The following is a 12,778-nucleotide window of genomic DNA, read 5'->3' on the forward strand; positions in this document are numbered from 1 at the left end:
AAGTACAAAAGCATATTTCTAAAAAATCAAACTCTTTTTGTTATACGTAACAAACCTTAGTTGTCAGTTATAGGAGCATATCTTCCTCTTCCTGATGGTCGGAAATCATGCCGTTGTTGACGTAAATAATTCTATCTGCGAACTTTTTTAATCGTAAATCGTGGGTAACAACCGCCACAGATTTCCCTGAAGTCGAGAGTGTTTTGAGCTCTTCCATGACTACAGATACGCTTTTGGTATCGAGGGCTGCTGTAGGTTCATCGCATAGCATCAAGGGAGGGTTGGTTACTAGCGCACGAGCAATGGCAACTCTTTGTTGTTGTCCACCACTCAGCATCTTCGGAAGGTTATACATACGGTCTTCCATACTGACCTTGCGTAAGGCCTCTGTAGCGCGCTGACGTGCTTCTTTTCTAGAAATACCTAATAATAATAGTGGTTGCATGACATTTTCGAGGGCATTGAGTGGTGCCAATAAATTGAAGCTCTGGAAAACGAATCCAATATTTTGAAGGCGAACCTTAGCAAGTTGATTCTGATTAAGCCCATTGATTACTTGGTCACAAATAGTAACCTCGCCTGTACTCGGGAAAATCACACAGCCTAGGAGTGATAACAAAGTAGTTTTTCCAGAACCCGAAGGACCTATAATGAGTGTTAACTCATTTTTTCGGAATTCACAGCTAGAAGGTTGTAGGGCAGTAATTACTGTATCGCCAGTTTTGTACTGCTTTGAGGCATTAGATACACTTGCTACAATTTCCATAAATAGTACGATAACATTTTACTTTGTTAAAAGTAATACATTTGTTCATGTTTTATATATGTTTTCGTACTATATTTTTTGTAATAGTTCAAAAACATATATAAAACCTCTGGGACTGGTAAATTGTTTGAAGAAGTTTTAGGAAGTGTTAAAAGGTATTGAATGCAGAAATTTTATACGATTGATTTTCAGTTTTAAAACTGCTTAAAAAAGTAAGTTCAAGACTGAGTCTTGAACTAGTAGAGGCAAAAAATGGCTATTTAAAAACTAAAACCTACTCTAATACTTAATCGATTGAATACTTCGGTAGATTTTTGGAGTTTTTCTGTCACGGAGGATTCTTGATAACGATAACCAAGTCCGAGTAAAAATCCGTTATTTTCTTGAAAAAGAAGTTTGATACCTAGACCCACCGCAAAGGTTGCACCGCCTTGGTATTTGATGGTCGGAACATCATTGGACGTTGCATTGATACTGTATCCCCCTTCCACAAAGTAAAATGGAATTTTGGCGGAGGTAGTACTTAAATCACCGCGAATACTCAGCACAATAGGGACAAAAGTCTGAACGGCATACAAATCTGCCCCTACACCAACGCCAAGATAGAGGAGCGGATTGAATCTATATCCGTTGGTTGTTTGAAACGAGAAGGCTGAGGTTGTAACACCATTGGATGCTCGATTACTCATGGCAAGCGGTCCGAGTTCGGTATAATTGACAAATCCTTTTCTTTTATAGGTTGTTTTTCCAAAATTCTGACCGAGGGTATCTACTTGTTGGATTTCTGAATTAGTAAAAACCCATATAGATTGATCAATGGTTTGGATAGCAACTGAGGAGGCATCCGAATTTAATATTTTTCCTAAAATTTGACTTCCATTCTTCAGATGTACACGATGCTGCGCTATACCAATAGTCTGGTTTATTAAAAAGATGAATGCTAGGTAAAGGGTCTTAATAAGATAGTTTTTCATAATATTATTGGTCTAGCCATGTCTTAAACTCTGAACATCGCTCTTTGGATACATAAATTTCTGATTCAAAATTAGGCTTAAGTTTGACAAGCAAACGCCCATTGTACACGGCTTTGACAGTCGCAATAGAGGCAATTTTGGTAATTACTTTTCGGTTGAGACGAAAGAAAAAGTCGGGCTGTAAAAGCTGTTCGAGTTGCTCTAAAGTGTAATCAATGATATATCGTTTGGCATCATGGCAAACCAAATACACGATTTTGTCGTCAGCAAAGAAGTAGGCAATTTCGTCCAGTGTTTTATACTGTAGCGTATCGCCAAACTTGACCAAAAACCTAGATTTATACTTTTTCTGATTGGTTTCTATACTCTGGATGATTCGCTGAATGTCAAGCGAGTCGATGGATTTTCTATCGTAGCTGAGCTGGTGATATTTGTTGAGCGCTTGGCTCAAATCTTCAAAATCCAATGGTTTTAGAAGATAATCTATGCTATTAATTTTGAAGGCCTGAATCGCATATTGGTCATAGGCTGTCGTAAATATGACAGGATTTTTGACAGGTATTTTCTTGAAAATATCAAAACTTGAACCGTCTGCCAAATGTATATCTACCAATAACAGGTCTGGTTCTTGATGTTTGACAAGCCAGTTGGTAGCTTTTTCGACCGAGTCGACGGTGTCTACCACATTAATGTTTTGGTCGTACTCAAGGAGCAAACTTTTGGCTCGTTGTGCAGAGTGATATTCGTCTTCAATAATCAATACTTTCATAATAGATCTTCAGAGGATAATTTAATAATGGGAATTTTTACCAGAAATTCATGTGTAGTTTTAATCACTTCCACTTTCAAAGGACTCAAGAATTGATAGCGTTGAATGATATTGCTCAAGCCTTTATTGGTGGATTCTGTAGTATTAACCAGTTTGGGTTGTAAGTTGTTTGATAAAACTAAATAAGGGTGTTCGGTATAGAGTGTGATTTTCAAAGGACTGGCGCTGGTAGCAATATTGTGTTTGATGGTATTTTCGAGTAACATTTGTAATGCCATCGGTACAATTTGCCAATTGAGGTATTGTTCTTCTACCTTGATTTCAACAAGAATACCTTCATAAAAACGCTTTTGTAAAAGAAATAGATAGGATTTAGTGAAATCTAGTTCCTCTGCAATGGTAATCAATTCTTTATCGTGGTGTTTTAAAACATATCGATAAACATTGGAAAATTGTTTGACAAACTGGATTGAGCTGGCGGTATCGGTGCTAATCAAAGAGCTTAAAACACTCAGGTTATTGAATAAAAAGTGAGGGTTTATTTGATTTCGAATAGCTTGAAGTTGTGCTTGAGTACTGATTTGACGGAGCTTTTCGGTTTCTAATGCCATCATTTCAAACTCATGAACGTATAAATAAATAGTATTAAGAATATTGAGAAAAAGATTGATTCTGAAAGCAAACATCAAAAATAGTTTGATTAATAAACCGAAAGAATCATTGTGTTTGACTTCCCAAATGCTTGCAAAGATGTATCCCAAGCCAACAGCTAAAAAAGCGGTAAGCAAAATACTGCTAGCCATACCCAAAAGGAGTTTATACCATAGTTTGGGATAATTAAATCGAGATATAAATAAGAAAATAAGCCTATTCCCTTCCCAAATACCCAAAATTAATAGGAAGAACAAGAACAATAGCTCTGGCTCTTTCAAAGGAATAGGATAGTAGTTGAGGGTTTCGGTAACTAGCGTATTGGCAAAAGAATACACAGTGAGAATAGCAACCCACAAGAAACGAAACGAATGAGCATATAGACTTTGCATAGATTAAGCAGAAAGAGTGGTATATCGATAACGGTTTTGTATGCGGGTATGTTTGAAAATAAATAACCCCCGTCCAAGGTCGACGAGGGCTAAGTAAAGACACTATCTACTATTTATGGTAACAATACTTTGTCGATTACATGGATTACACCATTTGTAGCCAAAATATTAGCTGAGGTAATATTTGAGTTTCCGCTTGATTTGCCAATCACTTTAGCTCCACCAGCTAAGTTGAATGTCACTTTCGCTGCTGAATTAGCGGTTGCAACCTCACCCGAAACATTTGGTAAGTCTGTTGAGAACACACGTCCTGGTACGACATGGTACAACAATACATTGGTCAATAACGTACGATTGGCTGGGTCTAACAAGGTTGCCTTTGGAACAGTTTTATAAAGTTCTGTAAAAGCAGCGTTAGTAGGAGCAAAAACGGTTAGTCCGTTTGCTGATGCCTGAGAAAGGGCTGTTGCCACAGCTGGGTCGGCAGCAGTTACTAGACTTACAAGCTCAGTGAAGTTGCTATTTTCTGCCGCAATCGTAACCAAGTTTTTGGTTGGGGGTACAATCACATTATCGATTACATGAATTATACCGTTTGATGCATCCACATCAGTAGCAATTACTTTGATATTTCCGTTGATGAATACGCCATCTGTATTTTTCGAAATATAAATCGGGCTATTAGGATTTAGGGTTTGTGCAGTACCCGAAGTTACACTGGCAGCCATTACCTTTCCAGAAATCACATGGTTGGTAAGAATGTTGGTAAGGTCGGTGTTATTAATACCATCCAAACTAGTAATACCAGCTTTGGTAAATGCTGTATTATTAGGAGCAAATACCGTAAACGGTCCCGTCGCTTTTAGCGCAGTTACTAGATTGGCTTTAGTTAAGGCAGACACAAGGGTGCTAAATTGAGGATCAGCAATGGCAACATCTGTGATGTCTTTTGTCATGACAGTGTTGTTTTCGTCGTCTTTAGAGCATGCGCTCAAGCCAAGTAACACGAAACCTAATAAGGCTAGTCCGGTTTTTCTAAGGTTTTTCATAAGTATAAAGGATTAATGTTTAATTCAACTTTATAACTTGAGCTCCTTGAAATTGGATATTGAAAATGGAGTGAAGCGACTATATTATGGTGCGAATACTAAGTTCTTTTCCGTGAACTGTATTATGTTAGCCTTGGATTTAGGAGGTGTTTTAAATAAAAATTGCGCTATACATTTGAATCAAAATGTATAGCGCAATGAAGAAATGAAGCTTTGGCTTCTAATAAAGTAACAAAAACACAGCAATTCCTGCAAAATAGCCCAATAGTGCAGGAAGACTGATTTTGCGCATATACCAGATAAAATCAATTTTTTCCATACCCATAACTGCTACACCTGCTGCTGAACCTATAATTAAGATACTTCCGCCTGTACCAGCGCAATATGCCATGAATTCCCATAATTTACTATCGACAGGGTATTGAGCCAAATCATACATGCCCATCGATGCAGCTACTAGCGGTACATTGTCTATAATAGCCGAAGCTAAACCAATCGTAGTAACAATAATATCTTGATTACCAATGGTTTTATCCATCCACATAGCCAAGCCTGTAAGTAAATGCGTTGATTCTAAGGCCGCAATGGCAATAAGAATCCCCAAGAAGAATAGAATACTTGAGGTATCAATTTTACTAAGTGCGTGTGCTACCGAAAATGGCTTGCGTTCTTCTTCATCTTTTCCGCTATGTAAAATTTCGGAAACAACCCAAACGATTCCAAGCCCTAAGAGAATGCCCATGTAAGGGGGTAAGTGTGTTATGGTTTTGAAAATGGGCACAAATAACAAACATCCCAAACCTACTACAAGCATAATAGTGGAGTTTTGTGCCTCTACAATGAGTTGATGAGCATTTTCGGACGAATGAACCTCCTCCTCGGAAGGTAAAGATTTTACTTTTCCTTTGAGTCGAGAAGTCATAAATAAAAGAGGAATTAATAAAGAAATCAAGCTTGGCAAAAATAGACCTTTCATGATATTACTTGCTGTGATTTGTCCTCCAATCCACAACATGGTGGTAGTAACATCCCCAATCGGAGACCAAGCTCCACCTGCATTGGCGGCAATGATTACGATACCTGCAAAAAGTTTACGCGTCTCTGGTTCTTTAATGAGTTTGCGAACCACCGAAATCATGACAATAGCTGTAGTTAGGTTGTCTAAGGCAGCAGAAAGGAAAAACGTAATTAACCCTAAAATCCAAAGAAGCGTTACTTTATTTTTAGAAGTAATACGGTCAGTAATAAGTTTAAAACCTTGGTGGGCATCAACGAGCTCCACAATAGTCATAGCACCTAACAAGAAGAAAAGGATTTCGGCAACACTCCCTAAATGATGTGAAAGCTCGTCGACAACCTTTTCTGATTCATGAGCACTTCCGAGTGCGTAAACCGTCCAGCAAGCCACGCCTGTGAGTAATGCTGTCGCTGTTTTATTGACTTTGATAGGATGTTCGAGAGCGATGGCTAAGTAGCCAACCACAAATACAATGATGATGGTCGATAACATAATAAAAAGGATAATAATACTCGATAGAGTTTCGAAAGTACCAAAATACGCTATAAAGTCAAAACCCCTGCTTGGAAGAACCAAAACAGGGGTTTTCAATATGAGTAAGGAATGGTGAGTAATGAATGTAAATTTTACATACTAATCTATTATCTCACTAATTTCACTTTGCATTATTACACTAAGCCTAAAGCTACTTATTGCAATTTGGCTACAGCAGTTTTAATTCTTTCGCAAGCTTCTACTAATTGTTCGTCAGCCGCAGCAGTTGAAATACGCATACAGTTTGGTGCACCAAAGCCCGAACCAGCTACAGTAGCAACAAAAGCCTCAGCCAACAACCACATGCAGAAATCATCTGAATTGTTGATCATTGTTTTGCCATCTGTTTTACCGAAGTAGTAGCTAATATCTGGGAATGCGTAGAACGCACCGTCTGGCATGTTTACTTTAAAACCTGGGATTTCACGTAACAAGCCCACTACAAGGTGACGACGACGGTCATAAGCTTCCTTCATTTTGTAAGCCTCATCCAAAGGACCATTGAAAGCAGCAGTAGCAGCTTTCTGAGCGATTGAACAAGTACCAGAAGTAACTTGACCTTGTAATTTCTCAAGACCTTCAGCAATCCATTTAGCAGATGCTGTAAAACCAATTCTCCAACCAGTCATCGCATGACCTTTTGCAACACCATTTACAGTGATTACACGGTCTTTGATAGCTGGAATAGAACCGATTGAGAAGTGACCACCCGCTGTAAAGTTGATATATTCATAAATCTCGTCAGCTAAAACGAAGATATTTGGATGTTTTTCAACAATTGCAGCAATAGCTCTCAATTCTTCTTCAGTATATACCGAACCAGTAGGGTTGTTTGGAGAAGCAAACATCACCAACTTAGTTTTAGGTGTGATTGCTGCTTCAAATTGCTCTGGAGTTACTTTGAAGTTATTATCAAAAGCACCTTCTACAATTACAGAAGTACCTTCAGCTAATTTTACCATTTCAGAGTATGATACCCAATAAGGAGCAAAGATGATTACTTCTTCGCCAGGGTTTACCAATACCGAAATAGCATTTGCCAATGCGTGTTTTGCTCCTGTAGAAACTACGATATTTTCTGGACCCCACTCAAGGTTGTTGTCACGTTTTAATTTATCGGCAATTGCTTTACGCAAGTCAGGATAACCAGCCACTGGAGAGTAACCGTGAAAACCAGCATCGATAGCGTCCTTAGCAGCATCACAAATGTGCTTTGGTGTTTTGAAATCTGGTTCACCTACAGATAAACTAATCACTTTGTGACCTTGAGCTGCCAATTCGCGAGCTTTTTTGGTCATTCCCAACGTAGCCGACTCTTCTAATGCGTTGATTCGACTTGATAATAATTCGACAGACATTGTTTTTGTTGTTTCGGATTATGAAAAAAACGAGGAAGATTTGAGCAAATTACAGTCACCCCCAAAATTGCACAAAGTTACTCGAAGGAGATTGCTTAAACTAACTTTTTTTTGATTAATTAATATTGGCTTTTATTTTTTGTAAACTTGGTAAAAAATAGGTTGTTAAATTGCTGAAATGGTAATTTTTTTGGGTCAGGGGATAGGGTGAGGCACTAGGGGATAGGGTATAGTTTTTAGTTTTAGTGAACAGGCACAAAGGCACAAAGTGTTTGAGTGTTTTTTAGGGGATAGGGGTGAGGCACTAGGTGAATGGCTAACAATATGCAAGTTTTCCACTTAGCGGGTGAATTTATTCACCCGTAACGAGAAAGTTTAAACAGCTTCAAAGTTGAGTTGTTTGGGGTGTTCAAATTTTTCTAATTGCCCATTGTCAGAGAATTCAGTATTTTGCAGGTGAAGAGTAGGCAAGTATGAGTGCTGAATTGTGAGTGATGAGTTTTGAAGGTAATTTTATGATTACTAATATTTTATCTCAGTAGTTTTTTCAAATTGATTTTGCACTATTACTTATATTTCCGAAATCTAATATCAGAAATCTGAAATAAATTATTTTTGTATCCTTTGCACATTATTAATTCACAATTCGAAGCTGTTTAAACTTTTTTAAAAACACATTTTATTGATTAATTCTTCGTCTTACTTTTTGTCTTGAAACAAAAAGTAACCGCAGCGGCGGCCGCAAAAAATTCAAGAATTTATAAACTCGCTTCGCTCAAACAGTATAAATTCATTGTTTACGCGAGCAAGTTTACGAAAGTTTAAACAGCTTCTTCATAACTCACAAGTGTCACCCTCTCCATTATTAGCCAATCCTATATTTGTATGAGTCATTCGCACGATTTAATTCATTGTAAAAACTGTCAAAACGAATACCACGGGCACTATTGTCCTAATTGTGGGCAAAAAGCTACTACCAAAAGACTTGTTTTCAACGACATATTTTCGGAATTGCTCAATGCCTTTACCTATTTTAATAGAGGCTTGTTGTATACCTTAAAAATGATGAGCACTCGTCCTGGGCATTCGGTACGTGAGTATGTGGAAGGAAAAAGAGTGAATCATTTTCATCCTGTCAATTATCTGTTGTTGATTGGTGGAGTCGCTACTTGGATTTATATTCATTATTGGGACGACTTATTCAACATGAATGTGATGATGCAAAATGTGAATGCAAAAGAACAAAAGGCAATTATGCCATTTGTCAAAAAAATATTACACTTTGCATTTGAAAACTATACTTACCAACTCATGTTTAGTATTCTATTGTATGGTTTTTTCTCGATTAAAATTTTAGGAAAAGAACGATACAATTGGGTCGAAGGCATTGTTTTACATCTTTTTGTACTTTCACATTCTGAACTGATTAAGTTACTTTTGTTTCCATTTTTGTTTTTTTTGAAAAATAGTATTGTTGGTTTTTATGTTCAATCCATGATATCTTCCATCATCAGTATGGTATATATGATTTGGGCGTATAAGCAGTTTTTCGAGGAGAAAAACACTTGGTCAGCGATTGGAAAAACATTACTTTCTATATTCGCAGCGGCTATCGTAATTGCCGTGATTTCTGGTTTTGGAGGATTCTTTTTCTCGCTTGTAGGGGATAAAACCTCCTTGATTAATACTGTGACAGGAGGGAAATAAATAAGAGTGCTGAGTTTTGAGTTCGATGTATTGTGCAAAACCATAGCCCACAGCCTCATAAAATATAATTGATTTTGAAAATGAAAATATTACATACAGCAGATTGGCATTTGGGTAAAAGATTAGATATGTTTTCGCGCTTGGAAGAACAACGAGAGGTATTAGCCGAAATCGTAGAGATTGCCGACAAAGAGGATGTAGATGCCGTTATTGTAGCGGGTGATTTATTCGATAACTTTAATCCTTCTTCTGAAGCCACAGAATTGTTGTATTCAACTTTACACAGATTGTCCAAAAACGGTACACGAGCTGTTATCGCCATTGCAGGAAATCATGATTCTCCTGAGCGAATCGAAGTACCCGATGCTTTAGCCCGTGCTTGTGGGATTGTTTTTGTGGGCTATCCTAATGCCTTTTTGCGTCCGTTCTCTACCGAAGGAGGCATTGAGGTATTGCATGTAGATAATGGATATATTGAGTTGGCATTACCCAAGCAGCAAACGCCTCTACGTTTGATTTTGACGCCTTATGCCAATGAAGTACGCTTGAAAACCTATTTAGGTGTGGAGGATACAGAAGATAGCCTCCGCCAGCATTTGGCACAGCATTGGAAGCAATTGGCAGACCAATATTTCGACGAAAAAGGGATTAACTTTTTGGTGACACACCTCTTTATGATGAAAAATGGAGGAGAACAACCCGAGGAACCAGATGACGAGAAACCCATTCTCCATGTAGGAGGAGCATCAGCCATTTTTTCTGAAAATATTCCTCCTCAGACTCAATATGTCGCTTTAGGACATTTACACAGATTCCAAACGATTGATATCGAGCCTTGTCCGATTATTTATTCGAGTAGCCCTTTGGCCTATAGTTTTTCGGAAGCTAATCAGACGAAGTATGTTGTTATCGTAGAAGCAGAAGCTGGTCAGCCTGTCAATGTTTTACCTATTACTTTAACCAAAGGGAAAAAATTGTTGCGTAATAAATTTACCGAAGTAGAGGAGGCGCTAGAATGGCTCAATCTGCACCAAGATGCTATTGTACAGATTACGATGGTGACCGAAAGTTACTTAGAATCGGCAGATAAGAAAAGACTGATGGATGCACATCCGATGATGATGCCTATTATTCCTGAGGTAAAAAATCTGCAAAAGGGAAATGATGGGACTTCCAAAATTGTGAGTATCGATAATAAAAGTATGGAAGAGCTTTTTGTAGAATATTTTAAAAATAGCAAAGAAGGAAAAGGTCAAGCCCCAAGTGAATCATTGATGGAGCTTTTTAAAGAAATACAATCAGTAGAGATTTTTGAATAATTTTTGTCGAGTAGGCAACGGTTTTTGTCGACCAGCAGTCATGTACTTATGAAACGTTTCAACTATATTTTTTAATCTCATAAAAGTTAAACCAATAAGTACACATGAAAAAACAATTGTTATTATTGTTAATGGCTGTCGTTGGCCTTTATATGGTGGCTTGTCAATCACAAGATGGTGCTACACCTTCAAGTGATGGTGATTTAGAAGCAATCCAAGTTTCAGCTGCACGTACTGCTGCGGATTCGACTACAAAAACCAAATGTAAAGGCAAACTAACGCCTATTGATTCTACTGCTCTACCTAGCAAGGTTATTTCTTATATCAATACTAACTACGCTGGAGCACAAGTAAAATTTGCGGCGACAGACTCATTAGGACAATATGTTGTAGGAATATCTTTGAATAGTACACATACAGGATTATTGTTTGATGCAAGTGGTAATTTTATTCAGATTATCGAAAAATATGGCAAGAAGGCTAAACTTACAGCAGTAGATATTACAACGCTACCTGCTTCAGTGGCTAGCTATGTTACGACCAATTATGCTGGTTATACTATCAAAAAAGCAGGTACTAATGCCGATGGTAACTTGTTTGTAGGTATTGCGAATGATACCACAAGAGTAGTATTAGTATTTGATTCGACAGGTACTTTTGTCAAAGTAGCCGATATTCCTCCGATGAATGGTGGTCGTGGAAAAGGAAAAGGTAGAGGACATTGATATTTGTAATTTGAAAATTAGGGAATTTGAAGATTTGAAAATGACCTAATGTTCAACGATTGCTTACAGCATAACGCCAACAGCTTAATGCAGATAGAATAATTTAAAAGTGTAATTTGTATAATGTATATAACCACGCTCTCACAACGAGAGCGTGGTTTTTTATTGGTTAAAGTACAATATTTTACTTTCAGAATACTAACTTCGTTTAATTAATGTATTTTATATCAAACCTTCAGCTATCCCGTGAAAAAACTATTTCTACTCGTCGGACTTACCATGACGACCATGGTCAATGTCTTAGCTCAGACAGCCACCAAAGAGTTTTATATGATTGTAGGCACGTACACAGCCAAAACTAGTAAAGGCATTTATGTGTATCGCTTTAATCCTACTACTGGTAAATTACAATATGCTAGTCATGTTAGTGGCGTCAAAAATCCTTCCTTTGTAGCAGTTTCACCAACGCAAGAAATGGTGTATTCGGTAGGCGAAACCGATGGCGATGGCACGGTAAATTCTTTCAGATTTGACAGAAAACAAGGGGTATTGTCGTATCTCAATTCACAATCAGCAGGAGGGCCAGGTTCTTGTCATGTGACTACCGACCGTACAGGTAAGTGGGTTATGGTAGGTAACTATGGCGCAGGAAGCCTAAGTATATTGCCCGTTGAAGCTGATGGAACATTAGGGAAAGCCACACAGACTATTCAACACACAGGAAATTCGGTAAATAAAAATCGCCAAGAAAAACCACATGTTCACTCTGTCAATGTTGCGGTAAATAATACCGATGTTTTTGTGCCAGATTTGGGTGTAGATAAAGTGTACACATATAAGTTAGATACACAAAAAGGGCTTTTAAACCCAGGAAAACCTGCTTTTACTAGCTCGACACCAGGTTCAGGACCACGTCATTTTGTATTTTCTCCTAACAATAAATACGCTTATGTTATTGAAGAATTAACAGCCACAGTTACGGCATATCGTTATGAAAAAGGCGCTTTGAAACCAATTCAGACGATTTCGACAGTACCGTCTGACTACACAGGACTTAAGTGGGATGCTGATATTCATGTTTCGGCTGATGGCAAATTTTTGTATGCCTCCAACCGTGCGCACGAAAGTATTACGGTATATGCCATTGATGCCAAATCGGGTAGGCTTACATGGGTAGACAATACACCAGTGGAAGGTAAAACGCCAAGAAATTTTGCGATAGATCCGACAGGTAATTATGTATTAGTTGCCAATCAAGACAGTGATAATATCACCGTATTTAGTAGAGATAAAAAAACAGGTAAGCTCAAATACACAGGCTACTCAATAGAAGTGTCGATGCCCGTATGTTTAAAATTTGCCGATGCGTTGTAGGTGAAAGTAGTTTTCAAGACATCATTATAACACAAAATTAACCGAGATTGTACCGAGAGGCTTAGTGATTGATATCACTAAGCCTTTTTTGATTTTGAGTGAAGAATAAGTTTTTTATCGAGGCAAAAACTTTATTTCTTTG

The 12,778-nt window shown here is 37.8% G+C and carries 11 protein-coding genes; 4 read left to right on the top strand and 7 right to left on the bottom strand.

All coding sequences use genetic code 11. The features are described 5' to 3' along the window. Positions 1 to 67: 67 nt before the first annotated feature. The 7 genes from QM491_RS01735 to QM491_RS01765 all read right to left on the bottom strand — a co-directional run bounded on the left by QM491_RS01735 (position 68) and on the right by QM491_RS01765 (position 7,511). The gene (locus QM491_RS01735; protein WP_166550578.1) at positions 68 to 766 is read right to left on the bottom strand and encodes an ABC transporter ATP-binding protein; all 699 of its coding nucleotides are present in this window, start codon (positions 764 to 766) and stop codon (positions 68 to 70) included. A gap of 260 nt (positions 767 to 1,026) precedes the next feature. Continuing rightward, positions 1,027 to 1,740 carry a hypothetical protein gene (locus QM491_RS01740; RefSeq protein WP_283325533.1) on the bottom strand — a complete coding sequence of 238 codons (714 nt, stop codon included), beginning with the start codon at positions 1,738 to 1,740 and terminating at the stop codon, positions 1,027 to 1,029. 4 nt (positions 1,741 to 1,744) lie between these two features. Next, the gene (locus QM491_RS01745) at positions 1,745 to 2,509 is read right to left on the bottom strand and encodes a LytR/AlgR family response regulator transcription factor (protein WP_166550579.1); all 765 of its coding nucleotides are present in this window, start codon (positions 2,507 to 2,509) and stop codon (positions 1,745 to 1,747) included. Next, positions 2,506 to 3,552 (bottom strand): sensor histidine kinase, encoded by a 1,047-nt coding sequence (locus tag QM491_RS01750; RefSeq protein ID WP_283325534.1) that lies wholly within the window; start codon positions 3,550 to 3,552, stop codon positions 2,506 to 2,508. Before QM491_RS01750 ends, QM491_RS01745 begins: the two co-directional genes overlap by 4 nt. A 113-nt stretch (positions 3,553 to 3,665) precedes the next feature. Beyond that, positions 3,666 to 4,601, bottom strand: a complete 936-nt coding sequence (locus QM491_RS01755; RefSeq protein ID WP_283325535.1) for a fasciclin domain-containing protein — start codon at positions 4,599 to 4,601, stop codon at positions 3,666 to 3,668. A gap of 220 nt (positions 4,602 to 4,821) precedes the next feature. Continuing rightward, on the bottom strand, positions 4,822 to 6,111 hold the full coding sequence (gene nhaD, locus QM491_RS01760) for a sodium:proton antiporter NhaD (protein ID WP_283325536.1): 1,290 nt from the start codon (positions 6,109 to 6,111) through the stop codon (positions 4,822 to 4,824). Between the two features lie 197 nt (positions 6,112 to 6,308). Next, positions 6,309 to 7,511 carry a pyridoxal phosphate-dependent aminotransferase gene (locus tag QM491_RS01765; RefSeq protein WP_283325537.1) on the bottom strand — a complete coding sequence of 401 codons (1,203 nt, stop codon included), beginning with the start codon at positions 7,509 to 7,511 and terminating at the stop codon, positions 6,309 to 6,311. Between the two features lie 885 nt (positions 7,512 to 8,396). On the opposite strand from QM491_RS01765, the gene QM491_RS01770 reads away from it, so the two are divergent. The 4 genes from QM491_RS01770 to QM491_RS01785 all read left to right on the top strand — a co-directional run bounded on the left by QM491_RS01770 (position 8,397) and on the right by QM491_RS01785 (position 12,636). Then, the gene (locus QM491_RS01770; RefSeq protein WP_283325538.1) at positions 8,397 to 9,218 is read left to right on the top strand and encodes a DUF3667 domain-containing protein; all 822 of its coding nucleotides are present in this window, start codon (positions 8,397 to 8,399) and stop codon (positions 9,216 to 9,218) included. 80 nt (positions 9,219 to 9,298) lie between these two features. Further along, complete coding sequence (locus QM491_RS01775) at positions 9,299 to 10,537, top strand: metallophosphoesterase family protein (protein ID WP_283325539.1); 1,239 nt, start codon at positions 9,299 to 9,301, stop codon at positions 10,535 to 10,537. A gap of 104 nt (positions 10,538 to 10,641) precedes the next feature. Continuing rightward, the gene (locus QM491_RS01780) at positions 10,642 to 11,262 is read left to right on the top strand and encodes a PepSY-like domain-containing protein (protein ID WP_283325540.1); all 621 of its coding nucleotides are present in this window, start codon (positions 10,642 to 10,644) and stop codon (positions 11,260 to 11,262) included. 246 nt (positions 11,263 to 11,508) lie between these two features. Then, a complete protein-coding gene (locus QM491_RS01785; protein ID WP_283325541.1) occupies positions 11,509 to 12,636 on the top strand; it encodes a lactonase family protein in 1,128 nt (375 codons plus the stop codon). Positions 12,637 to 12,778: the final 142 nt, after the last annotated feature.

It is taken from the genome of Flectobacillus longus (genome assembly GCF_030056705.1).
Classification (GTDB): Bacteria; Bacteroidota; Bacteroidia; order Cytophagales; family Spirosomataceae; genus Flectobacillus; species Flectobacillus longus.

Bases quoted from the DNA above. Each gene is read 5' to 3' on its own strand.
- QM491_RS01735 (WP_166550578.1), bottom strand. From the start codon at position 766: ATGGAAATTGTAGCAAGTGTATCTAATGCCTCAAAGCAGTACAAAACT.
- QM491_RS01740 (WP_283325533.1), bottom strand. From the start codon at position 1,740: ATGAAAAACTATCTTATTAAGACCCTTTACCTAGCATTCATCTTTTTA.
- QM491_RS01745 (WP_166550579.1), bottom strand. From the start codon at position 2,509: ATGAAAGTATTGATTATTGAAGACGAATATCACTCTGCACAACGAGCC.
- QM491_RS01750 (WP_283325534.1), bottom strand. From the start codon at position 3,552: ATGCAAAGTCTATATGCTCATTCGTTTCGTTTCTTGTGGGTTGCTATT.
- QM491_RS01755 (WP_283325535.1), bottom strand. From the start codon at position 4,601: ATGAAAAACCTTAGAAAAACCGGACTAGCCTTATTAGGTTTCGTGTTA.
- nhaD (WP_283325536.1), bottom strand. From the start codon at position 6,111: ATGTTATCGACCATCATCATTGTATTTGTGGTTGGCTACTTAGCCATC.
- QM491_RS01765 (WP_283325537.1), bottom strand. From the start codon at position 7,511: ATGTCTGTCGAATTATTATCAAGTCGAATCAACGCATTAGAAGAGTCG.
- QM491_RS01770 (WP_283325538.1), top strand. From the start codon at position 8,397: ATGAGTCATTCGCACGATTTAATTCATTGTAAAAACTGTCAAAACGAA.
- QM491_RS01775 (WP_283325539.1), top strand. From the start codon at position 9,299: ATGAAAATATTACATACAGCAGATTGGCATTTGGGTAAAAGATTAGAT.
- QM491_RS01780 (WP_283325540.1), top strand. From the start codon at position 10,642: ATGAAAAAACAATTGTTATTATTGTTAATGGCTGTCGTTGGCCTTTAT.